The organism is Janthinobacterium sp. GW823-FHT03B06 (assembly GCF_058796955.1).
Genome location: NZ_JBXAJE010000004.1, coordinates 211,345 through 237,680, shown reverse-complemented (window position 1 = coordinate 237,680; position 26,336 = coordinate 211,345). Strand labels below are relative to the sequence as shown.

Genomic DNA, 26,336 nt, shown 5'->3' with positions numbered 1-26,336 from the left:
AGATGAATCATCCTTATCAGGCAACAAACATAGTGAACGCTCCAATCAAAATCCTGCTGGTCGACGACCACACCTTGCTGCGCAGCGGCGTCAAGCTGCTGCTGCAGCGCAATCCTCAATTCCAGGTGGTGGGCGAGGCATCGAACGGGCTCGACGGCGTGCGCCTGACGGCCGAACTGCGGCCCGACGTGGTGCTGATGGACTTGAACATGCCCGGCGTGACCGGCGTCGAAGCGCTGCAGCTGATCTTGCAGGACATGCCGCAGATGGTCGTGCTGATGCTGACCGTGTCGGAAAACGCGGCCGACCTGGGCGCGGCCCTGCGCGCAGGCGCACGCGGCTACTTGCTGAAAAATATAGAAGCCGAGCAGCTGGGGCAGGCCATCTGCCGCGCCGCCGCCGGCGAATCCGTGATTGCCGACGCCATGACGGCCAAGCTCGTGTCACAGTTCCGCGCGGGGCAGAACGCGCCCCAGGCCGACTACGACAAATTGACGCCGCGCGAACGCGAAGCCATGGCGTGCCTGGCGCAAGGGCTGAGCAACAAGGAAATCGCGCGCCAGCTGGACGTGGCCGAAAGCACGGTGAAAATCCACGTGCAAAACATCCTCAAAAAGCTTAAGCTCAGCAGCCGCGTGCAGATCGCCGTGTATGCGGTCGAGCGCGAACTCGGTAAATAAAGATCAAGCAAAGCGCAAATACCGTGCCAAAAAGCCACAAGGAATGCGCGATTGTTTGATCTGCATGGCGTTCCGGCCTAGACAACCCTAGTTCCTTTGACGTATGGCCTTGACCGTGCCTGCGCATTACACTCTTAGTCATTCGCTAATCTAATAAGAGAGTGTCATGCATAAGGTCAACGTCGATGGCTTGCTATCGAGCCAGGCTCTGTTCCGCCATATTTCCCCTTCGCAATTAGAGCAATTGCGCCAGGATGTCGTGCGCGTCGAAGTGGAAAAAGGCAAAGTGCTGTTCCGCAAGGGCGAAGTGGCGGAAGGCGCCTATGTGGTGGTTTTCGGCCTCGTCAAGCTGAGCGTGTTTTCCATGGAAGGGACCGACAAGGTTCTGGAACTGATCCGCCCGGGCCAGAGTTTCGGCGAAGCCATGATTTTCCTCGATGAACCGTATCCATTCTGCGCCGAAGCGCTCGAGCACTGCCTGCTGCTGCGCATTCCGCCGCACGCGCTGCTGCGCTTGCTGGACCAGTCGCCCCGCATCGCGCGCCAGATGATGAACAGCCTGTCGCACCACCTGATGGGTTTCATCCGCAACGTGGAACGCTGCTCCGTGCAGAACGCCACCCAGCGCGTGGTCGAGTATCTGTTGCAGGCATCGGACCAGCAGCGTTCGAACGAAGTCAAGCTGGACCTGAAGAAAAGTCTGCTGGCATCGTTCCTGAACCTGGCGCCCGCCACCCTGTCGCGCGTGCTGCACCAGTTGACGGACTTGCATTTGATTAAAGTCAGCGGTTCGCTGATCCAGATCCAGCCCGATGCATTGAAGACGTATCGCCATGGTTCCGCCACGGCCATGCTGAATTAGGCGCTCTCAGCTTTTTCAGCAGGCAAGGTCAGCCGCCAGAACAGCAGGGCGAGCAAGCTGACCGCCGCGCCCAGCGCGCATACCCCATGCCAGCCCGCCAGCGCATACACGCTGGTGGCGGCAATCGCCCCCACACCGCTTCCCACCGCATAAAACAGCATGTAGCACGCCACCAGGCGGCTGTGCGCGTCGCTGTCGTCCTTGAAGATCAGGCTCTGGTTCGTTACGTGGATGGCTTGGCCCGCCAGGTCCAGCGCGATGATGCCGATGACCAGGGGCCACAGGGCCGCGCCCGCAAAGCTGAGCGGCAGCCACGCGGCCAGCAGCAACAGCAGGGCCGCCCCCGTCGTCCACTGCGCGCGGCCCTGGTCCGCCATGGCGCCCGCACGCGCCGCGCCCAGCGCGCCGATCACGCCCACTAAGCCGAACGCGCCGATGGCCGCATGCGTATAGCCTTGCGCCGTCAGGGGCAGCACGAGGGCGCTCCAGAAAATATTGAAGACGGCAAACATCAGCAGGGCCAGCATGCCGCGCACGCGCAGGACCTTGTTGTGCAACAGCATGTCCGCCATGGAGGCGAGCAGGGCGCCGTAGGCCAGCTTTTGATCGGATGGCTGCGCCGGCGGCAGCTTGCGCCATAGCAGCAGCAACAGGGCGCAGGCGATGGCGGCCGAGACAAAATACACGGCGCGCCAGTCGGCGACATCTGCCACCACGCCGGACAGGGTGCGCGCCAGCAGCAAGCCGATCACCACGCCGCCCTGCGCCATGCCGACGACCCTGCCTCGTTCGTGGCTGGCCGCCGCGCTGGCCGCGTAGGCGATCAAGCCCTGCGTCATGGCCGTGCCCAGCAATCCCACCAGTAGCATGCCGCCCAGCAAGGCGGCCGTGGAACGGGCGCAGCCCAGCGCCGCCAGGGAAATGGCCAGCAAGCCCAGCTGGAACAGGGTCAGCCGGCGCCGGTTCAGCATGTCGCCCAAGGGCACGAGCAGCAGCAGGGCCAGCGCGCAGCCGAGTTGCGTGGCCGTGATGACCATGCCGCTGGCCGCCTCTGTCATGCCGAACTCGTGCGCCAGGGTGGCGAGCAAGGGCTGGGCGTAATACACATTGGCCACGCTGAGGCCGGCCGCCGTGGCAAACAGCCAGACGAGAGTGGAAGGAAGTGCTGCCGTGATGGGGATGGTCGTATCGCGCATGGGCTTGCCTATAAGTGGTTGCAAATTAAAACCATTTGGAGTCTACGGTGATTAGTTTTAAAATGCAACCACTCAATCGAGGAGACATCCGTGGCCAAGCGCAAGAGCCTGAAAACCGACCCCTGTCCCGTGGCGCGCGCGCTCGACGCGATCGGCGAGCGTTGGTCGCTCTTGATCGTGCGCGACGCCTTCGACGGCATGCGCCGGTTCGGGGAATTCCAGAAAAGCCTGGGCGTGGCGAAGAACATCCTGGCCGACCGCCTGCATACCCTGGTGGAAGAGGGCATCTTTACGGTCGCGCCCGCCTCGGACGGCACGGCCTACCAGGAATATGTGCTCACGCCCAAGGGCCTGGCCCTGTTTCCCGTCGTCGTCGGCTTGCGCCAGTGGAGCGAGGCGCAATTGTTTGAACCAGGCGAGGCCCATTCCACCCTGCTGCAGCGCGGTTCAGGCTTGCCCGTGCGCCGCATCGACGTGCTGGCCGAGGATGGCCGCGTGCTGCAGGCGGGCGATACCGTCGTGCAGAAGGTAGGGTCGCCATGAGCCGCACGGTGGCCGTCATTGGCGGCGGCATCACGGGCGTCACCACGGCGTACGCGCTGGCGAAACGGGGCGTCGCTGTCACCCTGATCGAGCGCCACCGCTATGCCGCCATGGAAACGTCGTATGCGAATGGCGGGCAATTGTCGGCCTCGCACGCGGAAGTGTGGAACCACAAGGCGACGATCTGGAACGCGCTGAAATGGATGACGCGGCGCGATGCGCCGCTGCTGCTCAATCCGACTCCCGGCTGGCACAAGCTGAGCTGGTTTGCGGAATTTCTCGCCGCCATGCCGGATTACGAGCGCAACACCATCGCCACGGCGCGCATGGCGATTGCCGCGCGCGCACATCTGTTTGCCTGGGCGGAAGAAGAAAAGATAGCTTTCGATCACCGCCGCGCCGGCATCCTGCATGTGTACCGCGACCGGCGCGGCTTCGAGCGGGCGGCCGGCGTGTCGCGCCTGCTGGCGCAGGCAGGCCTGGAGCGGCGCGCCGTCACGCCGCAAGAAATGCGCGCCATCGAACCTGCCCTGCACGGCGATTTTTACGGCGGCTACTACACGGACAGCGATTCCACGGGCGACATCCACAAATTCACCAGCGGCCTGGCCGATGCCTGCGTGCGCCTGGGCGTGGCCTGCCGTTATGGCCAGGAGATTACCGCGCTGGCGCGCGAGCACGGCAAGGTGCGTGTCTCCATGGACGAAGACAGCGCCGTGTTCGATGCCGTCGTCGTCTGCGCGGGCACAGCCAGCCGCGCCATGGCGGCCATGCTGGGCGACCACGTGAATGTGTATCCCGTGAAAGGCTATTCGATTACCGTGCAGCTCGATGACGGCGCCAGCCGCGCCGCGGCGCCGTGCGTCAGCCTGCTCGACGATGCGACCAAGCTGGTCAGCAGCCGCCTGGGCGAGGACCGGCTCAGAGTGGCGGGTACTGCGGAATTCAATGGCTTCAATGACGACATCCGCGCCGACCGCATCCGCCCGCTATTGGAATGGGTCGAGCAGTGCTTTCCTGGTGTGAATACCCGCAAGGTCGTGCCGTGGGCGGGCTTGCGCCCCATGCTGCCGGCCATGCTGCCGAAAGTGGGGCCAGGCAAGGCACCGGGCGTGTATTACAACACGGGCCACGGCCACCTGGGCTGGACCCTGGCGGCCGCGACGGCGGAGATGGTGGCAGAGGCGGTCGCGCCTAGTTCTTCGGCAGCAGATCGCTGAGCGCAGCGCGGCCCTTGACGGTGAGGAAGGGGCCGACCTTGCTGTAGGGCATTAAAAAATCGTTTTCGCAGCCGCTGCCGTTCGAATCTTCCCAGAACGATACGCCTTCCGGCTTCAAGGACAGGTGGAAGCGGCCGTGGCCGTCGTAATCCGTGCCCTTGCATTCGGCGTCGATTGTCACACCCTTGAACAGGGCCTGGCGCAATCGGTCCGGCAATTCGGCCTTGTCGTCGCTATCGCTGGCGCTGGCGCCAAACCAGTTCCACACGTCCGTTTCCTGGCCCGTCTTCACGTCCCAGGTGCGGAACCGGATGGAAATACCGCTGGCGCCATAGCCGGCCGCCCAGCGGTAGAACTTGACCGTCACCCAGCGCGGCGACCAGTAGGTGGGCTCCGCATACACTTCGTCTTCCGTCGTGAAGCCGTTGCGGCCCAGGTATTCGCGGCGCGTGGCATAAAAGTCTTCCAGGTCTTTCTTGTTCTTCGCCAGCACGGCGCGCAGCTGCGCGTTGATTTTCGCGATGCCGTCGCCAGGCGCCATCAGTTCCACGGTGATGGTGTCGCCCACTTGCAGGTTGCGGTATTGCTTGCCTTCGAAGGTAACGGGTTTGCTGACCTTAGTGTTGGGAAAGTCTTCCAGCGCCAGGTTGTAGGCATCGCTGGCGCAGGATGGATGCTCGCGGTCGCCCGCCGCTTCCAGCAGGGTCAAGGCCAGGGGCAGGGTCTTGCCGCTTTTCGGATCGGTCCAGGTGCCGGCCAGTTTGCCGCCTTGCGGCGCACCCAGGCGCCACGTGCCCGTCGTATCGCCCTTGGCGTCGGATTCGCTCCAGTCGCTCTTGCCGTTCGCCATGGACAGCATGATCGGTGTCTTGTAGCGCGTGTAGTAGTAATTGCCGCTGCGGTCAGCGCCTTGCGTGGGACTGGGCTGGTTGAAGCAGGCGACGATATTGGCCTTGCCCAAAGTACCCTGCCACACGCCTTGCACGGGCGGCTCGGCCGCCATGGCGGAATTCAGGGCGGGCAGGGTCAGACATATCAACAAAAAGCGGCGCATCGGATTTTCCTGTGATTGGCGATGGCCGATTCTACATGGCCACCGCCTGGAAATGCCGCACGCCAACTTTTACGCTTGTTTTTCCTGCGCCACCACGGCCATTGCCGCGCCCAGGTATTGCACCATGGCCCCGTCGACGAAGCTGCCTTCCATCAGACGCGGTTCCTGCTGGTGCGCCTGGCGGAATTTCAGCTGCGTGGCCGGGTTCGTGCCCGCATACGAACGGAACAGATCCAGCCACTGCCGCGCCAGTTGCAGCACGGCCGGGTCGGTGGGCGGTGTGCGCGCATCGATGGCGGCGCGCACGGCGGCGATCAGGGCCGGCCACTCGCCCGAGCGCTTGCCGTAGTTGGCGAGTAAATACGCATACTCCTGCTCGTCGAGGAAAGGCTTGTACAGCGCCATGCGCGAGGCGTTGAAGGCGGCGAGGATGAACTGCATCAGTTCCGCATCGATGCTGGTCGTGGCCTGCATCGATGGCTCCTGCTCGTGCATGTCGTTCAGGCGCGCGAACAGGCCCGGGTGGGCGCCCGTGTCGCGCACCAGCTTGACCATCCATTCCGTGGCCAGCGCCTGTGCTCGCGCGTCGCCGGGGCCGGCGCCCGTCGCCTGCAGGGCGCGCACTCTGGCCACCAGCGCCTTCCATTCCTGTTCCACGGCCGTATCGGAGAGCAGCGGCAATTGCTGCAGTTCTTCTTGGGTAAAGTATTTGTCGTACATGGTCATCAACTCCATTGTGGTAAGCCACTCGGCCAGTTCCGGCGCCTGTCCCTGCGCCAGTTGCGCCTGCAGGGTGCGCAGGCGCTCGCGCAGGGTGGAAGCCTGCGCGATCTGGCGCTCCAGCATGGCGATTTGCCGCGCCACGATGGAATGCAAAGGCAGATCCGGGCCGGCGAGGGCATTGGCGATATCGGCCAGCGACAGCCCGAACTTGCGCAGCGCCATGATCCGGTGCAGCCGGTCCATGTCGCTGTGCTGGTACAGGCGGTAGCCGGCTTGCGTGCGCGCCGAAGGCGAGAGCAGGCCGATGCTGTCGTAGTGGTGCAGGGTGCGGATGGTCAGGCCCGTGAGCCTGGCCAGTTCACCGATTTTCAGCAGCATCGTCTTTTCCTTGTCTTCAGTGCGTGCTATCACGATGGTGCCTGACGTTACGTCAGGGTCAAGCAGGAATGTAGCAGAGGAGCCGAAAAAACCGGAAAAAGAATCCGTTGACCTTCATTTTTTTGTACGGTATATTTATAAAACCGAATGACGGCTTCAGCAAAACAAACAGGTTCGGGCCAGGCGGCATGACGGCATGATCGTTGTGCGGCGCAGCAAGACGCGCCACTGGCAGGGCTGGAAAGACAATCCGCGCAGACGGATTTTTTTCACAGTTGGTTTGTACGTTAAATATAATATGCCGCCGGCAAGATCCGGACGGCGAGAGAGACGACCATGATGAAAAGTATCGTTTGCGATACGCCCGGCAGTTTGCGCATGGAGCAGCGCCCCGTGCCCGTGCCCGCCGAGGGCGAAGTGCTGCTGCGCATACGCCGCGTCGGCATCTGCGGCACCGACATGCACATCTTCCGCGGCACCCAGCCTTTCCTCAGCTATCCGCGCGTGATGGGCCATGAATTGTCCGGCCATATCCACAGCGCGCCGGCCGGCTCGCGACTGGCCGTGGGCGACCAGGTCTACGTGATGCCCTACCTGTCGTGCGGTACTTGCGTGGCCTGCCGCCAGGGCAAGACCAACTGCTGCACCCGCATCGAAGTGCTGGGCGTGCACCGCGACGGCGGCATGACCGAATATCTGGCGCTGCCCGAGCGCTTCGTCTTCAAGACGGAAGGCATCTCGCTCGACGACGCGGCCATGATCGAATTTCTCGCCATCGGCGCGCATGCCGTCAAGCGCGGCGCGGTCGATGCGGCCAGGCGCGTGCTGGTGGTGGGCGCCGGCCCGATCGGCATGGCCGTGATGCTGTTCGCGTCGTTGAAAGGCGCCGACGTGACGGTGCTCGACGGCCGCGCCGACCGCCTGCAGTTTTGCCGCGACGCGCTGGGCATCGCCCGCACGGTGCAGCTGGGCGACGGCGACAAGGAGCAGCTGTCGGAGACCACGGGCGGCGAATTCTTCGACGTGGTGTTTGACGCCACCGGCAATATCGCCGCCATGGAGCGTGGCCTGGACTTCGTCGCCCACGGCGGTTCCTATGTGCTGGTATCGATCGTGCGCGACCGCCTGTCCTTTTCCGACCCTGAATTCCACAAGCGCGAAACGACCTTGCTGGGCAGCCGCAATGCCACCGTCGACGATTTCGAGGACGTGGTGGCGGCCATGCAGGCGGGGAAAGTACCCACCGCGCTGCTCAATACCCACCGCACCACGCTCGACGAATTTACGGGCGTGCTCGATCGCTGGATGCAGCCCGAGGCGGGCGTCATCAAGGCCATCGTCGAGGTCTGAGATGAGCGATCTCAACCCCATACTTCAATTTGGCACCAGCCGCTTCCTGCAGGCGCACGCCGACCTGTTCGTCAGCGAAGCGGCCAGCATGGGCGAGGCGCTGGGCCAGATCACCATCGTGCAAACGACCGGCAGCGCGCAGGGCGCGGCCCGCGTGGCGGCGTTTCGCCGGCCCGGCGGCTATCCCGTGCGCATCCGCGGCTGGCAGGACGGCGTGCAAGTCGATGAAGAGCGCCGCGCCCACGCCGTCACGCAGGCGTGGCAAGCGGGCAGCGACTGGCGGCAGGTACGCGATGCGGCCGTGGCCGCGCGCGTGATCTTGTCGAATACGGGCGACACGGGCTATCAGTTGGACGAATCCGACCACGCCGGCATGCTCGACGGCGATACCGTCCCCGCCAGCTTTCCCGCCAAGCTGCTGGTGCTGCTGCACGGGCGCTTCCTGGCCGGCGCCGCGCCCCTCTCGATTTTTCCGTGCGAACTGGTGGCCGACAACGGCACGGTGCTGCGCCAGGTGGTCGTGGCATTGGCGCGGCAGTGGCGCTGCGATGCCGCGTTCATCGTCTACCTGGAAACGGTCTGCCTGTGGATCAATTCCCTCGTCGACCGCATCGTTTCCGAGCCGATCGAACCGGTAGGCGCCGTGGCCGAGCCCTATGCGCTGTGGGCCATCGAGGCGCAGGAAGGCATGCTGCTGCCATGCCGCCACCGGCAGGTGGTAGTGACTAGCAGCCTGCGCGACTATGAACAGCGCAAGCTGTTCTTGCTGAACCTCGGTCACACCTATCTGGCGCAGCTGTGGATGGAGCGGGGCAGCCCGGCCGGCATGACAGTGCGCGAGGCGATGGACGATGGCGCCATGCGCGCCGCGCTGGAAGCCCTGTGGCAGGAGGAAGTGCTGCCCGTATTTGCCGCCATGGGGCCGCGGCACGGCGACGCCGCGCAGGCCTATGTGGCGCAGGTCAGGGAACGCTTTTGCAATCCCTTCCTCGCGCACCGCTTGGCCGACATCGCCCAGCACCACGCCGGCAAGATCGCGCGCCGCGTGGCGCCCGTGGCGGCGCTGGCGCGGCAGCTCTGTCCCGCGCTGGCGCAGCCGCGCCTGCGCGCCATGCTGGCGCCGGGAGCGCAGCCATGAAGGCTCCCGCCGCCGCAGTTGTTTCCTTTTCTGCATGCCGATCCAATCCGATATCGACTAAAATGGCCCACTCATCCACTTTCCCTTTCGCTGGCATAGCGCGTTCATTCATCCATGTCCAAACCCGCCACCGTCTTCAAGCGCAGTACCAATCTGCTGTTGCAATTTCTCGCCGAGAATGTCGCAGTGGGCGAGACGCTGCCGACGGAGCAGTTCCTGACCACCATCTGCCAGGGCAGCCGCACGGCGGTCCGCAGCGCGATCGCGTATCTGTCGACGCGGCGGCTGATCGCCAGCCCGGCGGACCGGCGCCTGCTGCGCAAACCCATACCGGGCGACTACTTCGATATCTCCGAATTGCAGTCGGGGGCCGAGCGCATCCAGCAAGTGCTGATGGAGCGCGTGTACCAGCGCGACATGCCGCCCGGCGCGGAATTTTCGGAAGCGGAACTGGCGCGCGAGGCGGGCGCCAGTACCGTCAGCGTGCGCGAATTTCTGATCGGCTTTTCGCGCTTCGGCCTGATCGAAAAGAAACCGCGCGGCGGCTGGCGCCTGTGCGCGTTCGACCGCTCGTTCGCCACCGAACTGGCGGACATGCGGCGCATGTTCGAGATGGCGGCCGTGGAGCAGTTTGCGCACCTGCCGCATGGCGACCCCGCGTATGCGGAACTGGCGCGGCTGATCAAACAGCACGAGAAGCTGGCGGCCAGGATAGACACGCGCCACAACGCCTTTCCGGCGCTGGACCGCGAGTTCCACACCTTTTTGATTGGCCTCTTGAACAACCGCTTCGCGCAGGGCTTCTACGATATCGTCTCGTTTGTCTTCCACTATCACTACCAGTGGGACAAGGGCGAGGAAAAGGGCCGCAACCAGTACGCGGTGCAGGAGCACCTGGCGATCCTGCATGCGCTGGCGGAGCACGACATACCGAAGGCGCTCGAGTGCATGCGTTCGCACCTCGATTCCTCGCGCCGCACCATGCTGTCCTCGATAGGCACGCGCGAAAAACTGAGCCAGCCGGACGCCTAGCCGTCTTTGCCGGGGAGGGTGCGCCATGAGCCTCGCTTCCCGGCCTGCCAGCCTGCTCCTGATGTCGCCCGAGGATAACTGCCTGATCGCCAGGACGGCATTGGCCAGCGGCGACGTCGTCGCCATCGACGGCCTGCCCGTCACCCTGGCGCAAGACATCCAGATCGGCCACAAGGTGGCGCGCCGCGCGCTGGCCGTGGGCGACAAGGTGCTGCGCTACGGCGCCCTGATCGGCAGCATCACGGCTCCCGTCGCCATCGGCGAGCATATCCACACGCACAACCTGGCAAGCGACTACATCCCCACATTTACCCTGGGCCAGGACGGCCACCATTTCCTGCACAAGGACGACCAAGCATGAACGCTCCCGTAACGACACCCGCCCTGTCGGGCTACCTGCGCGCCGATGGCCGCAAGGGCATCCGCAATATCGTGGTGGTGGCCTATATGGTCGAATGCGCGCACCATGTGGCGCGCCTGATGGTCAACGCCTTTCCCGGCCAGCCCGTGCACCTGATCGGCTTTACGGGCTGCTTCCCCAACGAATACGCGGACCAGGTGATGCGCCGCCTGCTGACGCACCCGAACGTGGGCGCCGTGCTGCTGGTGTCTCTCGGCTGCGAAGGCTTCAACAAATATGGCCTGTCCAGCGCCGTGGCCGACAGCGACCGCCCCGTGCACACGATCACCATCCAGGAAAACAGCGGCACGCGCCCCAGCGTGAGCAGCGGCGTCGAATGGATAGGCTGGGCTTTGGAACACCTGGCGCGGCAGGAGCGCGTGCCGATGGGGATCGAGGAACTGGTCGTCGCCACCATCTGCGGCGGCTCCGACAGCACCAGCGGCATCAGCGCCAACCCGGCCGTCGGCGTAGCCTTCGACACGCTGATCGCGGCCGGCAGCCCCTGCATCTTCGAGGAGACGGGCGAACTGGTGGGCTGCGAATACCACATGCAGCGGCGCGCCGTCAGCCCGGAGCTGGGCAACGCCATCGTCGACACCGTGGCCAAGGCCGCGCGCTACTACACCATCATGGGCCATGGCAGCTTCTCGCCGGGGAACGCCGATGGCGGCCTCACCACGCAGGAAGAAAAATCGCTGGGCGCCTACGCCAAGAGCGGCTCCTCGCCCATCGTCGGCATTCTGAAACCGGGCGACCAGCCGGCCGGCGGCGGCCTGTACCTGCTCGACGTGGTGCCGGACGGCGAGCCGCGCTTCGGTTTCCCGAACGTGTCGGACAACGCGGAAATCGTCGAACTCATTTCCTGCGGCGCCCACATCACCTTGTTCACTACCGGACGCGGCTCCGTGGTGGGATCGGCGATTTCGCCCGTCATCAAGGTGTGCGCCAATCCGCAAACCTTCGAGCGCCTGGCCGACGACATGGATATCAACGCCGGCAAGATCCTCACGGGCGCAGCCACCTTGGAAGAAGTGGGCGCCGAGATCGTCGCCGCCGTGCTGAACGTGGCCAACGGAGAACTGAGCCGCTCGGAAGACCTGGGCCACCAGGAGTTCGTGCTGACCTATAAACAATTCGACGCGGTGGGGCCAGGCTGCTTCCCCTTGCGCGCTGCTTGAGGACCGGGTTCATGGATGTCACACAATTGCGTACCTTGCCGCGTGGCGGCCTGTCGCTGCCTTGCATCGGCATGGGCTGCGCGCCGCTGGGCGGCCTGTATCAGCCGGTCAGCGATGCACAGGCGCGCGCCACCCTCGATGGCGCCTGGGACGCGGGCGTGCGCTTCTTCGACACGGCGCCGTTCTATGGCTATACCCAGTCCGAACACCGTCTCGGCGCGGCGCTGCGCGAGCGGCCCCGCAACGAGTTCGTGATCAGCACCAAGGTGGGACGGCTGATGCGGCCCGACCCCTGCGTGCGCCCCGGCGACGACGGCTTTGCCGCGCCGCTGCCGTTCCGCCCCCATTACGACTACACGTATGACGGCGTGCTGCGTTCGCACGACGACAGCCTGCAGCGGCTGGGGCTCGAGCGCATCGATATCCTGTTCGTGCACGATATCGGCACGGCCACGCATGGCGAACACGAGCAGCAATACTGGCGCCAGCTGACTGACGGCGGCGGCTTTCGCGCGCTGGACCAGCTGCGCGCCGGCGGCCAGGTGAAGGCCGTGGGCCTCGGCGTCAACGAATGCGAGATCGTGCTGCGGGCGATGGCGGAATTCGACCTCGACTGCACCCTGCTGGCCGGCCGCTACACCTTGCTGGAACAGGCTTCGCTGTCGCCATTGCTGGACCTGTGCGTGGAGCGCGGCAACGCCATCGTGATCGGCGGCCCGTTCAACTCGGGCGTGCTGGCCGGGAACGGCAAATTCAATTATGCCGATGCGCCGGCCGCGATACTCCAGCGCGTGGCGCAGCTCGACGCCATCTGCCGCGCATTCAACGTGCCGCTGCAGGCCGCCGCTCTGCAGTTTCCGCTCGCGCATCCGGCCGTCGCATCCTGCATCCCGGGCGGCCAGGACCTGGCGCAGCTGCGGCAAAACCTCGACTGGTTCGCCGCGCCCTTGCCGGACGCCTTGTGGACGGCCTTGCAGGAAGCAGGCCTGATCGATGCGCGCGCACCCGTACCCAAGGGAGCAGCATGATGCGCATCGACGCCCACCAGCACTGCTGGCAACTGGCCGCGCGCGGCGGCAACTGGCCGCCGCCATCCCTGGCCGCCATCCACCGCGATTTCGCGCCCGCCGATCTGGCGCCCCTGCTGGCCGAACATGGCATCGCTGGAACGGTGCTGGTGCAGTCGCTGCCGTCGTCCGCCGATACCGATTACCTGCTGGCGCTGGCGGAAAAGACCAGCTTTATCCGTGCCGTCGTGGGCTGGACCGACTTGTTGGCCAAAGACGCACCGGCGGCGATTGTCCGCCTGGCGTCGCACGGCAAGCTCAAAGGCCTGCGCCCGATGCTGCAGGACCTCGACGACGATCAGTGGATCGCCAACCCGGCGCTGAGGCCAGCGTTGACGGCCATGGCGGCACACGGCTTGCGCTTTGACGCGCTGGTGCTGCCGCGCCACTTGCCCGCGCTGCTGCAATGCGCGCGCGATTTTCCAGCGCTCCCCGTCGTGATCGACCATGCGGCCAAGCCGCCGATCGCCGATGCCGCCTTTGGCTGCTGGCGCGAACACATGGCGCAGCTGGCGGCGCTGCCGAACGTGCACTGCAAGCTGTCCGGGCTGGTGACGGAAGCGCGGCCCGGCTGGCGCGTCGACGATTTGCAGCCGTATGTGGCGCATGTGCTGGACGTGTTCGGCCCCCGGCGCGTGATCTGGGGCAGCGACTGGCCGGTAGTCGACCTGGCGGGCGGCTATGCGGCCTGGCTGGCCGCCAGCGAGGCGCTGCTGGCGCATCTCGATCAGCAGGACAGGGACGATATTTTCGGCCTCAATGCTTGCCGCTTTTATGGGCTTAAATGAGGTGGCTGGCTTGTCGGCTTACGCCGTGCCGGCTAAGCCGACCTACGAAACACCTCGATGCCAACTGTAGGTTGGCTTAGCCGGTACGGCGTAAGCCAACAAAAAGGAGCTGAAATGCAAAGAATGGGCATGGTCATCGGCATCGCGCCGGACCGCATCGCGGAATACAAGACCCTGCACGCCGCCGTCTGGCCGCAGGTGCTGGCCAAGCTGACGGCGGCGCATGTCAGCAATTATTCGATCTTTTTGCGCGAACCGGAAAACCTGTTGTTCGGTTACTGGGAATACCACGGCGAGGATTTTGAAGCCGACATGGCGGCCATCGCCGCCGACCCGGAAACGCAGCGCTGGTGGACCTTTTGCGCCCCCTGCCAGCAGCCGCTGGCCTCGCGCGCCGAGGGCGAGCATTGGGCGATGATGGAGCAGGTTTTCTACTTTGCTTAGCAAGAATCCGGGGTCAGACCCGCCGGGTCTGACCCCAGCACTTAAGGTGTCGGGTTAAAAAAATAAAAGGAGACAATATGACCGCCAGACTACAAGGAAAAATCGCCCTGCTCACCGCCGCCGGCCAGGGCATCGGCCGGGCCACGGCCGAAGCGTTCGTGCGCGAAGGCGCGACCGTGATCGCCACCGATATCAACCAGGCCCAACTCGACGCGCTGAAGGAAGTGACGGGCTGCGCCATCCGCCTGCTCGACGTGACCGATGGCGCGGCGATCACCGCGCTGGCCGGCGAGATCGGTCCCGTCGATATCCTGTTCAACTGCGCCGGCTTCGTCGATGGCGGCACCATCCTCGATTGCGACGATGCGGCCTGGGACCGTTCCTTCGACATCAACGCCCGTTCCATGTACCGGCTGATGCGCGCCGTGCTGCCCGGGATGCTGGCCAGGGGCGCCGGCTCCATCGTCAATATGTCGTCGGTGGCGTCGAGCGTGAAGGGCGCGCCGAACCGTTTTATCTACGGCACTTCGAAGGCGGCCGTGGTGGGCATGACCAAGGCGGTGGCCGCCGATTTCGTCACGCGCGGCATCCGCTGCAATGCGATCTGCCCCGGCACCATCGAATCGCCCTCGCTGAAGGAACGCATTGCCGCCCAGGCGGCAGCGACGGGCGTGAGTATCGATGAAGTGCAAGCCGCTTTCGTGGCGCGCCAGCCGATGGGACGAGTGGGCCGGGCAGAGGAAATCGCCGCCCTGGCCGTGTATCTGGCTTCCGACGAATCCGCCTTTACCACCGGCATGACTCACGTCATTGATGGCGGCTGGTCCAACTGATTACTACAACGAGAGAACCACATGAAACTGATGCGTTATGGCGCCAAGGGCGCTGAAAAACCTGCCTTGATCGATGCTGACGGCGCCGTGCGCGACCTGTCCGGCGTGCTGCCCGATATTACGGCCGCGACCCTGGGCAAGGATGGCCTGGCGGCCCTGGCCGCCATCGGCATCGCCAGCCTGCCGGTGGTGGCCAACCCCGGCCGCATCGCGCCGCCGTGGCAGGGCGTGGGCAAGTTTTTATGCGTGGGCCTGAACTATGCCGACCATGCGGCTGAATCGGGCATGGCCGTGCCGGCTGAGCCGGTGCTGTTCATGAAGGCCACCAGCGCCATCGTCGGCGCCAACGATGCCGTGGTGATGCCGCAGGACTCGCAGAAAAGCGACTGGGAAGTGGAGCTGGGCGTGGTAATCGGCACCACCGCGCGCTATGTGAGCGAAGCGGAGGCGCTGTCGCACGTGGCCGGCTACTGCGTGGTGAACGATTTGTCCGAACGCGAATACCAATTGGAGCGCGGCGGCCAGTGGGACAAGGGCAAGGGCTGCGATACCTTCGGCCCGATCGGCCCCTGGCTGGTGACCGCCGATGAAGTAGCGGACCCGCAAAACCTGGGCCTGTGGCTGGAAGTGAACGGCAAGCGCGTCCAGGACGGCAATACCCAAACGATGGTCTTCGGCGTGGCGAATCTGGTCAGCTATATCAGCCGCTTCATGACCTTGTACCCGGGCGACATCATCAGCACCGGCACGCCACCGGGCGTGGGCATGGGGCAGAAGCCATCGGCCGTGTATTTGAAACCGGGCGACACCATGCGCCTGGGGATCGACGGTCTCGGCGAACAGCGGCAGACCGTGCATGCGTGGAATCCGCAACTGATCGACAGTTAAACGAGTAGCAGACCGGCGCGCCGCCAAGGTGCTCAGACATCGGCGCGCCGGCCTATGGCAGTGGAGTGGAGGAGACACACCATGAATCAATCCGAAGAGATACTGGCCTTGAACAAGGTCAGCAAGCGCTTTCCCGGCGTGCTGGCCCTGGACAACGTCAGTTTCAGCCTGCGCAAGGGTGAGGCCCATGCGCTGTGCGGCGAAAACGGCGCCGGCAAGTCCACCCTGATGAAGGTGATGAGCGGTGTGTACCAGGCCGACGAGGGGGAACTGGTCTACAAGGGCAAGGTGTGCAGCTTTGCCAGCAGCGTGGATGCGGAGGCGGCCGGCATCGCCATCATCCACCAGGAGCTGAACCTGATCCCGCACCTGAGCGTGGCGGAGAATATTTTCCTCGCGCGCGAACCGGTACGCGGCATTTTCATCGACCGCAAGAAGATGCGCGCCGATGCGCAGGCGCTGCTGGACCGTTTAAAACTGCGCATCGACCCGCGCCAGCTGGTGAAAAACCTGTCCTGCGCCCAGCAGCAGATGGTGGAAATCGCCAAGGCGCTGTCGCTCAATACGGAAGTGCTGATCATGGACGAGCCCACGTCCTCGCTGACGGAAAGCGAGACGGGCCAGCTGTTCGACATCATCAATGAACTCAAGCGCAACGGCGTGAGCGTGGTCTACATCTCGCACCGGCTGGAAGAAATGCAGCACATCATCGACAGGGTGACGGTGCTGCGCGATGGCAAATTCGTCTGCACCGACGATTTTGCCGCTACCACCCTGGACGCCATCGTGGCCAGGATGGTGGGCCGCACCCTCGATGAAAAATTTCCCGAGCGCGTCTCGACGCCGACGGCTGAAGTGCTGCTGCGCGTGAGCGATTTGCACCGCAAGGATGTCTTCGGCCCGCTGAGCTTTGATTTGCGGCGCGGCGAGATCCTCGGCTTTTCCGGCCTGATGGGCGCGGGCCGCACGGAAGTGGCGCGCGCCATCTTCGGCGCCGACCCGCTCACCGGCGGCGCCATCCACCTGGGCGACGTGGCGGTGACGATCGCCAGTCCCATCGACGCCATCGGGCACGGCATCGCCTACCTGTCGGAAGACCGCAAGAGCCACGGCCTGGCGGTGCGCATGTCGGTGGCGGCCAACCTGACCCTGACGAATGTTTCGGCTCTGGCCAACCGTTTCGGCTTCATCGATTTTGCCAGGGAAGAGGCGGTGGCGCAGCAGTATATCGCTGCGCTGGGCATCAAGACGCCGACCTCGAAACAGGTCGCGCGCAACCTCTCGGGCGGCAACCAGCAAAAGATCGTCATCAGCAAATGGCTGTACCGCGAATCGAAAATCATCTTCTTCGACGAACCCACGCGCGGCATCGACGTGGGGGCCAAGTTCGCCATCTACCAGCTGCTCGACAAGCTCGCGTCGGAAGGCATCGGCGTGGTGCTGATCACGTCCGAGCTGCCCGAGATCATGGGCATGACGGACCGCGTGGCCGTGTTCCATGAAGGGCGCATCAGCGGCATCGTCAATACGCGCGAGTCGTCGCAGGAAGAGATCATGCAGCTGGCGTCGGGGCGCGTCGTCGCTCCAATCCCTGGCCAGGCGGCAGTCCACTAAAAACAGAAAGCTTTAAAAAAATGAACAAAGAACTGATCCAAAAATTCGCCGCGCTGGGCAGCCTGTCGCTGTTGCTGCTGGTGTTTTCCCTGACCAGCAACGCCTTTTTCTCCGTCAGCAACGGCATGAGCGTGGCCTTGCAAGTCACGTCGATCGCCTACCTGGGCATAGCCGCCACCTGCGTCATCATCACGGGCGGCATCGACCTCAGTTCCGGCTCCGTGCTGGCGCTGGCCGGCGTGGCCGCCGCGCTGCTGGTGAAAAGCGGCGTGCCCGTGCCGGTCGCCATGCTGGGCGGCGTCGTGGTGGGCGCCATGTGCGGCGCCGTCAACGGCTTTTGCATCACGCAGCTGAAACTGCCGCCCTTCATCGCCACGCTCGGCATGATGCTGATCGCACGGGGCCTGGCGCTGCAGGTGACGGGCGCGCGCGCCATTTCCGGTCTGGGCGAGTCGTTCGGCGAACTGGGCAATGGCGTGCTGTGGCGCATCGAGCGCGACACGGGCGGCACCTTTCCCGAAGTCGTCTTTCCTGGCATTCCGTATCCCGTGGTGCTGATGGTGGTGATCGCCGTGGCCGTGTCCATCATGCTCAGCCGCACCACCTTCGGCCGGCATATCTACGCCGTCGGCTCGAATGCGGAAGCGGCGCGCCTGTCGGGCGTGAAGGTGGGCCGCGTGACCCTGCTGGTGTACACCCTGTCCGGCGCCCTGTCGGGCCTGACGGGTTGCGTGCTGATGTCGCGCCTGGTGACGGCGCAGCCGAACGAAGGCGTGATGTATGAACTCGATGCTATCGCCAGCGCCGTGATCGGCGGCGCCTCGCTGATCGGCGGCATCGGCACCATTTCCGGCACCGTCATCGGTTCCTTCGTCATCGGCATCCTGCGCAACGGCTTGAACATGAACGGGGTATCGAGCTTTATTCAGCAAATCATTATCGGACTGGTCATCCTGCTGACCGTCTGGATCGATCAGAAGCGCAACCGCGCCTGAAGCAGCAAGCAGCACGCCATGAAGTCAATCCACCAAATCTATAATTAAATGAGGACGACAATGAACACCTTCAAAGCCTTCAACACCGTCTTGCTCGGTCTGTTGACCGCAGCCTCTGCCCTGAGCGCCAGCGCTGCCTTCGCCGCCCCGGGCGAGATCGCCGTGATCGTCAAGACGACCAATTCCAACTACTGGCAAAACGTCAGGAAGGGCGCGACGGCCAGCGCCGCCGACGCCAAGGGCTACAGCCTGACCTTCCAGGGACCGGCCTCGGAATCGGCCATCGCCGACCAGGTCAGCATGGTGGAAAACGCCGTCACGCGCAAGGTGGCCGGCATCGTGCTGGCCGCGTCGGACCCGGACGCGCTGGTGCCGGCCCTGAAGAAGGCGTGGGAAGCGAAGATTCCCGTGGTGCTGATCGATTCGCTGGTGGCCGACAGCGGCAAGCGCTATTACCAGTCCTTCCTGTCGACCGACAATGAAGCGGCCGGCGAGCAAAGCGCCAAGGCCCTCATTTCGCAGGTCGGCAAGACGGGCAAGATCGCCGTGATGTCGTACGTGGCGGGCGCCGGTTCCGAGACGGGCAGGGTGGGCGGCTTCAAGCGCTATATCGAAAAGAATTCGCAGCTGCAGATCGTCGGCACGTATTACTCGCAGTCGCAGATGGCCACGGCGCTGAACCAGACGACCGACGTGCTGGCCTCGAATCCGGACTTGAAGGGTATCTTCGGCGCCAACGAGCCGACGGCCGTGGGCATGGGCCGCGCCATCGCCCAGGCGGGCAAGGCCGGCAAGGTGATCGCCGTGGGCTTCGACGGCAATGAAGACCTGAAAAACTTCGTCAAGGACGGCACCCTGTATGCGACCGCCGTGCAGGGTTCGTACTCGATGGGTGCGCTGGGCGTGAAAACCCTGGTCAGCCTGATCGAGGGCAAGAAGGTCGCGCCGTTCGTCAACACGGGCGTGGTGATCGTCACCAAGGCCAATGTCGATCTGCCGGAAGCGAAGAACGTTTTATATTGAGCCTCAGCCGATCGTCAGGCGCTGCTTCAATTCCTTGAGCAATCGTGGCATGGCGGGGCCACGTCGGCTTGCTATTTGTTTCGTCGGCTTACGCCGTTCCGGCTAAGCCGACCTACCCGACCTGCGCGTGCATCGCGTGGAACGTAGGTCGGCTTGGCGCGCAAGCGCGTAAGCCGACATCGCGCCATGCGCCGCCAGGATCACGTGGGCTTGCTATTTGTTTTGTCGGCTTACGCCGTTCCGGCTAAGCCGACCTACCCGGCCTGCGCATGCATCGTGGCGTAGAGTAGGTCGGCTTGGCGCGCAAGCGCGTAAGCCGACATCGCGTCATGCGCAGCCAGGGCCATGTGGCTTGCTATTCGGCCTTGCGGCGCTCCTGCGCCCGCTGCCATTCGAGGCCCGGGCGGTCGACGCGGAATTGCAGCAGGCGGCCCTGCACCACTTCCGTGACGTAGGCCGTGCGGCCATCGGGGCCGCCGAAGGTGATGTTGCTGGGCTTGGCGCCGGGCACGCTGATCTCGCGCAGGATGCGCCCTTGCGGCGACAATTTTACTACCGTGCCCTTGCCGTAGCGCGTCACGTACAGGTTGCCGTCGACGTCCACGCGCATGCCGTCCATGCCGAAATCGTCGAACTTGATCAGCAATCGCTTGCCGCTCAGGCTGCCGTCCGCGGCGATGTCGTACATCCAGATATTGCGCTGTACACTTTCATTCACGTACAGAATCTTGCCGTCGGGGCTCACTTCGATGCCGTTGGCCGTGCCCATCGTGTCGAGCGCCAGCGTGACCGTGCCGTCGGCCGCGATGCGCCATACGCGGCCCGTGTTTTCTTTCCAGTTCGGATCGCTCGCATACAGCACGTCGTCGGCCGTGATGGCGATATCGTTCGGCTGCGTCATGCGCGGCTCGCGCGCGTGGATGGTGAGCGCGCGCGTGGCCGGGTCGACCAGGTAGATCGTGTGTTCCATGTAGTCGGCCAAATACATCTGGCCGCGGCTGCCGAAGCGGATGCCGTTGGCGATGCTGGTGCCGGGCAGGGTCAGGTACACCTCGCCAATGCCGCCGGGGCTGACCTTGCCGATGGTTTGCTGGCGCGCAAAGTTGACGGCATAGATATTGCCATCCGCATCGACGGCCGGGCCTTCGATGCCCTTGGTAAAGGAATGCGCGGGCGTGAAAGTGGTGGCGAGGAACAGCGCCTCGTGCGCGGGCTGGCTGGCGCAGGCGGACAGGCTGGCCAGCGCGGCGGCCAGCACGGCGGCGCGCAGCGGCGGCAGGGCGGTTCGGAAATCGGGCATCGTTGTTCTCTTGTTGCAAAGGTGGCGTATGTTACCCGACGCGCGCCAGCCGGAGCGCCATGCTACGCCGCACCTCAGGCGGCCACGACGACGAGGTCGGGGAAGTCGTCCTGCCAGCCTTCCCACTCGTCTTGCAGATGGGCGTGCATGCCGGCGCGCTCCTGCGCTTGCTCAAATGTATCCGCGCTGGCCAGCAGGAAGCGGGCGATGGCGCGCAGGGTGGCCGGATCGGCCTGGATGGTCACGTCGGAACAGGGCAGCGGACGTTCGGCGGCCTCGTCTTGCAGGTAGCAGTGCAGCGATAAATGTGGGGTCATGGATGTCAATGGTCGATGAGGGCGCCCGGTATGCCGTGCGCGAGCAGCCCGGCGCGCGCGGCCGCTTGTTCCCTGAGCGAGTGGCCAACGCGCATGATGCCATGCGCGGGACCCGGCGGCTAGCGCACACGCGAAGTCGCGCAAGGTGAACGAGCAGCAATTGACGCCGGACGGTCGGAATAGAAAAAGATGCACAACAGGACGGCGCAATGGCCGGCTTGAGGCGTATGATGGAAATACGGATGTGGTTGCCGCAAGGCAGTGCGACGGGCATGGACCGCACATCTTGCAGGTTTTTTTCGTGTTTTTGGCAGCAATGACAACGAGGAGACATCATGGACAAACCCGAATTCATCCTGGCCGCGAAAGCCATGGAAACGCTGGAGATGTATCAGACCTTCTATGGCCATTCGCAGGAATACCAGGTGCACCAGCAGGAAGTGCTGAAACTGCTGCGCCACAAGGGCGCGTCGCTGCTGGTGTCGGAACATGGCCCGGCGAAGTTCCTGCTGGCTTTTGCCGATGCGCTGGAAGCGGCCAGCTTGCCGGGCGAGTATGTGCCGCTCAGCCGCAGGTGAGGCGAGCCTGTCCCGGTGGGATGCCGCTTTCTGCCGGGATAGTCCCTAGCCGCCGTTCCCTCTGTCATTCAGCGCCACCCTGGGCAGGCGCACGGTAAATACCGTGCCGGACTCCAGGCTCGACTCGGCGCCGATGGTGCCGCCGTGCGCGCTGGCGATTTCACGCGCGATAAACAGACCCAGTCCGATACTGGTGGCGTTGGGTGCCTTGTGATCGTCGGAAATGGCCAGCTGCACCAGGGGATCGAAAATGCTCTTCAGCGAGCTTTCCGGGATCTGGCGGCCGAAATTTTTCACCTGCACCACGGCCGTATCGGCATCGCCGCAGGCCGTGATGGTCACCGGCTGGTCGTCAGTGCGATATTGCGCGGCATTGTTGAGCAAATTCGAAAACAGCTGGGCCAGGCGGGCCGCATCGAAGTCGCCGATCATCTCGCCCGTGGTGCTCAGCTCGAATTTACACTGCGGGTGGGCGGCCGAGGCATCTTCGACGGCCGTCTTGCAGATTTCCCCCAGATCGCCCAAGGTGGGTGAAATGGGCATGCGTCCCCCCAGCTGTGTCCTGGCGAATTCCAGCAGATCGTTCACCATGGTTGTCATGGTCGCTGCGCTGCGGGCGACCCGCGCACCGATCTGTACCGTGGAAGAAGAGCTCGCGCTGGGCCTGCTCAGCAGCGCACCGGCCATCGTCATCGTGCTCAGCGGACTGCGCAGATCGTGGCTGAGGATGGCGAGAAAGGTATTGCGGGTCCGGTCGCTCTGCTGCGAATAGCGTATGGCCGATTCCTGCAGCGCCTGGTCTATCGCTTCATTGAAGCGCAAGATGTCTTGCGTCGCCGTTTTCGTCGTCACCGACACCTGTGCCATCCACAGGCGCAGGACGCTGGCCCGCATCGCGCGAAATTCCGCCGTCAGCTGCGGCAGCGTGAAGCCGATCTGCTGGCGCAGCGAGCCATGCGTGGCGGCTGCCGTCTCCTTGCCCGTGATTTCCGACACGCCCGTGGTCGATTTCTTTTTTCGCTGCGCCGCGCTTTCGATGACATCCATGTCGCGCACGATGGTTTCCAGCATCTGCTTCGCATGATCGCGCAATTCGGCCTTCGAGATGGCGGTGCCCGGAATAGGAAGCGACCTGGCGAAAAGTTCCCACTCTTCCAGGATCGGCTCCAGATGGCCGGTAATAAAGCGCGATAGTTTCACTGTGGACCGATGCGTTGATGGAAGAGGAGCCAGTGTACGCGCTTGTGGTGAGGGATGGGGGATCGGGTTTTGCTCCGGGGGCATAGGCAGGCAGAGCCGCTCAGGCGAAAGCATCCGGCAGGCTGTGCGCCGGTACAATGAGGCGGCCTCTGGTTTTAACGGTGCCGGGCGGCGTCCAGGCTAGCAGATCGCTCCATACATCCCTTTTCCCGTGCGTAAATCGAGTCCGAAATAGCATGCGTATCCCGCCTCTTTTGTATGAACGCAGCTAATGTCCCCCCTGCGCCGCTCCCGGTAGTGCGCCGAGGTGCTGCATGCCTGTTCCTGTTTCACATCGGGGCCGAGCCGGGCAAACAGTTCCCGTGCCAATTCCTCTTTGACCATGATTGCCACTTTCCGGTCGTTTCGCGTGGGCGGCAGCATTTCGGACAGCGTTCCGCCATAGATCTGATAGTCACCCCGCAAGGGTCGTGGTTCACCAGTCCATGCCGGCGGCTTGTCCGCGGCTTGGGAAGGTAAGAATACAGCGAGCGCCATGGCGCAGCATGCAAGCCGAGTATGCATCAGTGCTCTCCGATATAGCACTCACCGATGCCATGGCCGAGGGGAGACGTGGCCCAGCAAGTGTCATGGTGACTTTTTTATATCATGTTTGTTACCAAGTGTGAGTATGTCGCTGCCTATTTCGTGCACACTTTGCCGGATATCAAACCGGGAGTGTATCCATGACCAGGTCACGCAGCTTGCCGCCACGATTGCTGGGAGCGGGCTTCCGGGGATTTTCCTTGCTGCCGCTGGCGATCTCATTTGTCGTGCTCGTATGCCTGTCGCTCCTGGCGACGCAGTTATGGATGACCTTGCGTGCGCGCGAGGTGCAATTGAATGAAGCGGGCCGTGAAAGCGCCAACCTGGCGCAATCTGTTGCCCAGCATGCCTATGACACCATCAAGGAGGCCGATACGGTGCTGGTCGGTTTGGTGGAGCGGCTGGAGGCGGACGGTGTCTCCGACCTTGAACTGGCCCGTCTCCATAAATTGCTGGTCACCCGCGTAGCCGAGCTGCGGCAGCTGCACGGCATCTTCGTCTATGCCAGGGATGGCAGCTGGCTCGTGAACTCTCAGAAAACTTTGTTGAGTAATCTGAATAATTCCGATCGAGATTATTTCAACTACCATCGAACGCATGATGATCGGGGGCCTTATGTCGGCCCGCCCGTGCGCAGCAAATCGATGGGGGACTGGATAGTCACGGTATCGCGGCGGATCAATTTGCCTGACGGCAGCTTTGGCGGCGTGGCGCTGGCGACCATCGAAATGCATTATTTCAGGCAGTTTTATGAACGTTTTTCAATAGGAGAAAAAGGCGCCATTTTCATCGCGAATGGAAAAGGCATTCTTTTATTGCGCAGGCCATTCGATGAGAGTTTGCTGGGGCGCGATCTTTCGCAGTTTCCCTTATTTCATGATTATTTACCGAAAAGTCCCGTAGGCACGGCCGTGATCAAGTCGCGGGTCGATGGCGTGACGCGCATCAACAGCTATCGAAGAGTCGAAGAATATCCGCTGGTGGTCTCTGCCGCATTGTCACAGGATGAAGTCCTCGCTGCATGGCGCCTCGATACCGTGATACAAAACGCCGTGGGCGGGGTGCTGGTATTGCTGATCGCGTTTATCGGATACCGCGTGGTGCGGCTGATCGATTTGCGGGTGAAAAGCGAGGCGGGACTGCTTGAAGCGCGCAACGAGCTGGAATTGATCAATGAAACCCTGGCCCGCCTTGCCAATCAGGATGGGTTGACGGGGCTGGCTAACCGGCGCCACTTCGACCAGTCGCTGCTTGCCGAGTTCAGCCGTGCGCAGCGTGAAAATAGCTCACTTGGACTGGTGTTGATCGATGTCGACTTCTTCAAGCAATACAACGATATCTATGGCCATGTGGCCGGCGACGAGTGCCTGAGAAAACTCGGCAAGGTGGTGGCTTACAGCATGCGCCGGCCGGGCGACCTTGCGGCGCGCTATGGCGGCGAGGAAATGGTCATTTTATTGCCGGGGACGGATCTGCCGGGCGCCTTGACGGTGGCGGAAGACGTCCGCCAGGCCGTGCAATCGCTGGGAATCGAGCATCGTGGCAATCCTCTTGGCGTGGTGACGGCCAGCGTCGGTGTGGCGGCGTTGATGCCGACGTACCTGAAAAACCAGGCGGTCGAGCTGGTTGAACTCGCGGATAAGGCACTGTACAAGGCCAAGGCAGCGGGGAGAAACCGGGTCTGCCATGCGTCAGCTTGCGATCATGCCGATCAGGCTGCGACGGCTTTGGCGTTTCGATAGCCATTGTTGAAGGCTGATGGCGCTGCGTCGGGTTTGCCCTGCGCTGCGCGTGCGCCAGCCTTGTCCATGTACAATCGGCAACATCCGGATCGACGTGTCCGCCTCTTCATTGCGGAGTACGCTTGCAGGGACTGGAAGCCGTGCAGGATTGGCTGGGCTAAGGCTCCGGTCACCCCACGCGATCTAGCAAATCGATCCAGCAATGCTTTTGCCACTGCGCAAGTTAAAGCCGAAGTGACACCTATAGCCGTCATCATCCCGGAGACAGGAAACATTTTCCTTGTCGCGCTGCCGATAGCCTTTCTCCAAACTGCAGCGCTCTTTCGAATCCGGAGCCATCGAGTCAAACATGTCCCTGGCAACGGCCCCCGTGACCACGAAAGAAATCTTGCGGTCATGCGGTGTGGGCGGCTGTTGCTCGCCCAAGGTATTCGAATAAATCAGATAAGCCCCTTTGAAATGTTTGTATTCGCCCCAGTCGCTGCTGCCGCCTGCATAGGCCAGCGAGAATACGGTGATGGCGCCGAAGGCCACAGCCCACAGTTTTTTCATATCAGGCTCTCAGTTCCAGATGGAAATGATGGTCGTGATTTTTGAATGGTGTCACGAATGGAATGCCGGTATCGTTAAACAGCACCCTGCGCACACTGGCATGGGCCCGAAAAAGTGCGATGAGCTTTGCCGTCGCGGCTTGATAGTAGTCTTTGTCGTACCAATAAACAGGGAGTTGAAGGCCGCCCCTGCGCAGTGGACGAATGTCTACCTCCAGGCCGGATTTGTGCGTTGAGTGTTCCCCGTAGGCGGTGCCGTTAGCCAGACTGATGTTGCCAATCCCGAATTGCCGGTCATCGATTGCTTGCCATTCGCGTTCCACATACAGGAGCGCCATCATCATGTTTGGATGCGCGTACTGGCCCGCGCCCCTGCCCGGGGTGCCATAGACGTAATACCCTGCGTCTTCCGGAGCCTGGGGCAGGATGAAAAACCCGCGCTTATCCCTGGGCTGAACTTCAAGCATGCTCGACTCCGCTAGGCGCAACGGTGGTGGAGTTGGTATTGTTTCGCATTTCTTTCCGCCTGGAATTGCGGGATCGCAAACAATGGCAAGCCGGAGCCGGGTTTGTCCCTTGCTCTCGGCGGCGCGTGCGTCAGCCTGGTCCATGTACAATCGGCAACATCCGGATCGACGTATCCGCCCCTTGATT

Annotated in this window: 28 protein-coding genes; 19 read left to right on the top strand and 9 right to left on the bottom strand. The window is 63.4% G+C overall.

Features of this window, described 5'->3' with window-relative positions:
• Nucleotides 1-2: 2 nt before the first annotated feature.
• Both AC1RBA_RS15720 and AC1RBA_RS15715 read left to right on the top strand, forming a co-directional pair.
• Complete coding sequence (locus AC1RBA_RS15720; protein WP_492418997.1) at nt 3-680, top strand: response regulator; 678 nt, start codon at nt 3-5, stop codon at nt 678-680.
• A gap of 166 nt (nt 681-846) precedes the next feature.
• Nucleotides 847-1,542, top strand: coding sequence for a Crp/Fnr family transcriptional regulator (locus tag AC1RBA_RS15715; RefSeq protein ID WP_034759676.1), 696 nt, complete (start codon nt 847-849; stop codon nt 1,540-1,542).
• On the opposite strand, the gene AC1RBA_RS15710 is transcribed toward AC1RBA_RS15715, so the two are convergent.
• Nucleotides 1,539-2,738 (bottom strand): MFS transporter, encoded by a 1,200-nt coding sequence (locus tag AC1RBA_RS15710; protein ID WP_492418995.1) that lies wholly within the window; start codon nt 2,736-2,738, stop codon nt 1,539-1,541. The genes AC1RBA_RS15715 and AC1RBA_RS15710 overlap by 4 nt on opposite strands.
• Nucleotides 2,739-2,828: 90 nt before the next feature.
• Between AC1RBA_RS15710 and AC1RBA_RS15705 the strand changes: the two genes are divergently transcribed.
• Together AC1RBA_RS15705 and AC1RBA_RS15700 are read left to right on the top strand one after the other, a co-directional pair.
• Nucleotides 2,829-3,281 (top strand): winged helix-turn-helix transcriptional regulator, encoded by a 453-nt coding sequence (locus AC1RBA_RS15705; protein ID WP_070221798.1) that lies wholly within the window; start codon nt 2,829-2,831, stop codon nt 3,279-3,281.
• Nucleotides 3,278-4,501: a D-amino acid dehydrogenase gene (locus AC1RBA_RS15700; protein ID WP_492418993.1), complete on the top strand. Its 1,224-nt coding sequence runs from the start codon at nt 3,278-3,280 to the stop codon at nt 4,499-4,501. Before AC1RBA_RS15705 ends, AC1RBA_RS15700 begins: the two co-directional genes overlap by 4 nt.
• On the opposite strand, the gene AC1RBA_RS15695 is transcribed toward AC1RBA_RS15700, so the two are convergent.
• Together AC1RBA_RS15695 and AC1RBA_RS15690 are read right to left on the bottom strand one after the other, a co-directional pair.
• Nucleotides 4,476-5,555, bottom strand: a complete 1,080-nt coding sequence (locus AC1RBA_RS15695) for a hypothetical protein (protein ID WP_492418992.1) — start codon at nt 5,553-5,555, stop codon at nt 4,476-4,478. The genes AC1RBA_RS15700 and AC1RBA_RS15695 overlap by 26 nt on opposite strands.
• 69 nt (nt 5,556-5,624) lie before the next feature.
• Nucleotides 5,625-6,656 (bottom strand): MerR family transcriptional regulator, encoded by a 1,032-nt coding sequence (locus tag AC1RBA_RS15690; RefSeq protein WP_070313717.1) that lies wholly within the window; start codon nt 6,654-6,656, stop codon nt 5,625-5,627.
• A 339-nt stretch (nt 6,657-6,995) separates the two neighbouring features.
• On the opposite strand from AC1RBA_RS15690, the gene AC1RBA_RS15685 reads away from it, so the two are divergent.
• The 13 genes from AC1RBA_RS15685 to AC1RBA_RS15625 all read left to right on the top strand — a co-directional run bounded on the left by AC1RBA_RS15685 (nt 6,996) and on the right by AC1RBA_RS15625 (nt 19,409).
• On the top strand, nt 6,996-8,006 hold the full coding sequence (locus AC1RBA_RS15685; RefSeq protein ID WP_492419306.1) for a zinc-binding alcohol dehydrogenase family protein: 1,011 nt from the start codon (nt 6,996-6,998) through the stop codon (nt 8,004-8,006).
• Between the two features lies 1 nt (nt 8,007).
• Nucleotides 8,008-9,144, top strand: a complete 1,137-nt coding sequence (locus tag AC1RBA_RS15680) for a mannitol dehydrogenase family protein (RefSeq protein WP_492418990.1) — start codon at nt 8,008-8,010, stop codon at nt 9,142-9,144.
• Between the two features lie 114 nt (nt 9,145-9,258).
• On the top strand, nt 9,259-10,176 hold the full coding sequence (locus AC1RBA_RS15675) for a GntR family transcriptional regulator (protein WP_230503744.1): 918 nt from the start codon (nt 9,259-9,261) through the stop codon (nt 10,174-10,176).
• A 25-nt stretch (nt 10,177-10,201) separates the two neighbouring features.
• Nucleotides 10,202-10,537, top strand: coding sequence for a UxaA family hydrolase (locus AC1RBA_RS15670; protein ID WP_070221792.1), 336 nt, complete (start codon nt 10,202-10,204; stop codon nt 10,535-10,537).
• Nucleotides 10,534-11,757: a UxaA family hydrolase gene (locus AC1RBA_RS15665; protein ID WP_230503746.1), complete on the top strand. Its 1,224-nt coding sequence runs from the start codon at nt 10,534-10,536 to the stop codon at nt 11,755-11,757. The genes AC1RBA_RS15670 and AC1RBA_RS15665 overlap by 4 nt, the downstream gene beginning before the upstream one ends.
• Nucleotides 11,758-11,768: 11 nt before the next feature.
• Nucleotides 11,769-12,785 carry an aldo/keto reductase gene (locus tag AC1RBA_RS15660; RefSeq protein ID WP_492418988.1) on the top strand — a complete coding sequence of 339 codons (1,017 nt, stop codon included), beginning with the start codon at nt 11,769-11,771 and terminating at the stop codon, nt 12,783-12,785.
• Nucleotides 12,782-13,612 (top strand): amidohydrolase family protein, encoded by an 831-nt coding sequence (locus tag AC1RBA_RS15655; RefSeq protein WP_492418986.1) that lies wholly within the window; start codon nt 12,782-12,784, stop codon nt 13,610-13,612. The genes AC1RBA_RS15660 and AC1RBA_RS15655 overlap by 4 nt, the downstream gene beginning before the upstream one ends.
• A 114-nt stretch (nt 13,613-13,726) precedes the next feature.
• Entirely contained in the window at nt 13,727-14,056 is a 330-nt protein-coding gene (locus AC1RBA_RS15650; RefSeq protein WP_492418984.1) for an L-rhamnose mutarotase, read from the top strand.
• A gap of 77 nt (nt 14,057-14,133) precedes the next feature.
• A complete protein-coding gene (locus AC1RBA_RS15645) occupies nt 14,134-14,889 on the top strand; it encodes an SDR family oxidoreductase (protein WP_070221788.1) in 756 nt (251 codons plus the stop codon).
• 21 nt (nt 14,890-14,910) lie between these two features.
• On the top strand, nt 14,911-15,777 hold the full coding sequence (locus AC1RBA_RS15640) for a fumarylacetoacetate hydrolase family protein (RefSeq protein WP_492418982.1): 867 nt from the start codon (nt 14,911-14,913) through the stop codon (nt 15,775-15,777).
• 81 nt (nt 15,778-15,858) lie between these two features.
• Nucleotides 15,859-17,391: a sugar ABC transporter ATP-binding protein gene (locus AC1RBA_RS15635; RefSeq protein WP_492418980.1), complete on the top strand. Its 1,533-nt coding sequence runs from the start codon at nt 15,859-15,861 to the stop codon at nt 17,389-17,391.
• A 20-nt stretch (nt 17,392-17,411) separates the two neighbouring features.
• Entirely contained in the window at nt 17,412-18,386 is a 975-nt protein-coding gene (locus AC1RBA_RS15630) for an ABC transporter permease (protein WP_034759656.1), read from the top strand.
• 60 nt (nt 18,387-18,446) lie between these two features.
• Nucleotides 18,447-19,409: an ABC transporter substrate-binding protein gene (locus AC1RBA_RS15625; protein ID WP_070292077.1), complete on the top strand. Its 963-nt coding sequence runs from the start codon at nt 18,447-18,449 to the stop codon at nt 19,407-19,409.
• Between the two features lie 355 nt (nt 19,410-19,764).
• Here the strand turns inward: AC1RBA_RS15625 and AC1RBA_RS15620 are convergent, their stop codons facing one another.
• Nucleotides 19,765-20,709 (bottom strand): SMP-30/gluconolactonase/LRE family protein, encoded by a 945-nt coding sequence (locus AC1RBA_RS15620; RefSeq protein ID WP_492418978.1) that lies wholly within the window; start codon nt 20,707-20,709, stop codon nt 19,765-19,767.
• A gap of 74 nt (nt 20,710-20,783) precedes the next feature.
• A complete protein-coding gene (locus tag AC1RBA_RS15615) occupies nt 20,784-21,026 on the bottom strand; it encodes an Imm32 family immunity protein (RefSeq protein ID WP_230503762.1) in 243 nt (80 codons plus the stop codon).
• Nucleotides 21,027-21,361: 335 nt separating this feature from the next.
• On the opposite strand from AC1RBA_RS15615, the gene AC1RBA_RS15610 reads away from it, so the two are divergent.
• Nucleotides 21,362-21,604 carry a hypothetical protein gene (locus AC1RBA_RS15610; RefSeq protein WP_230503764.1) on the top strand — a complete coding sequence of 81 codons (243 nt, stop codon included), beginning with the start codon at nt 21,362-21,364 and terminating at the stop codon, nt 21,602-21,604.
• A gap of 45 nt (nt 21,605-21,649) precedes the next feature.
• Here the strand turns inward: AC1RBA_RS15610 and AC1RBA_RS15605 are convergent, their stop codons facing one another.
• Nucleotides 21,650-22,804, bottom strand: a complete 1,155-nt coding sequence (locus tag AC1RBA_RS15605) for a sensor histidine kinase (RefSeq protein ID WP_070292072.1) — start codon at nt 22,802-22,804, stop codon at nt 21,650-21,652.
• Nucleotides 22,805-22,984: 180 nt separating this feature from the next.
• Nucleotides 22,985-23,341 (bottom strand): hypothetical protein, encoded by a 357-nt coding sequence (locus AC1RBA_RS15600; protein WP_492418976.1) that lies wholly within the window; start codon nt 23,339-23,341, stop codon nt 22,985-22,987.
• Between the two features lie 188 nt (nt 23,342-23,529).
• On the opposite strand from AC1RBA_RS15600, the gene AC1RBA_RS15595 reads away from it, so the two are divergent.
• Nucleotides 23,530-25,131: a GGDEF domain-containing protein gene (locus AC1RBA_RS15595; RefSeq protein WP_492418974.1), complete on the top strand. Its 1,602-nt coding sequence runs from the start codon at nt 23,530-23,532 to the stop codon at nt 25,129-25,131.
• A gap of 183 nt (nt 25,132-25,314) precedes the next feature.
• Here AC1RBA_RS15595 and AC1RBA_RS15590 read toward each other — a convergent pair whose 3' ends face one another.
• On the bottom strand, nt 25,315-25,683 hold the full coding sequence (locus AC1RBA_RS15590; protein ID WP_492418973.1) for a hypothetical protein: 369 nt from the start codon (nt 25,681-25,683) through the stop codon (nt 25,315-25,317).
• Nucleotide 25,684: 1 nt separating this feature from the next.
• Entirely contained in the window at nt 25,685-26,149 is a 465-nt protein-coding gene (locus AC1RBA_RS15585) for a hypothetical protein (protein ID WP_492418971.1), read from the bottom strand.
• Nucleotides 26,150-26,336 lie beyond the last annotated feature (187 nt).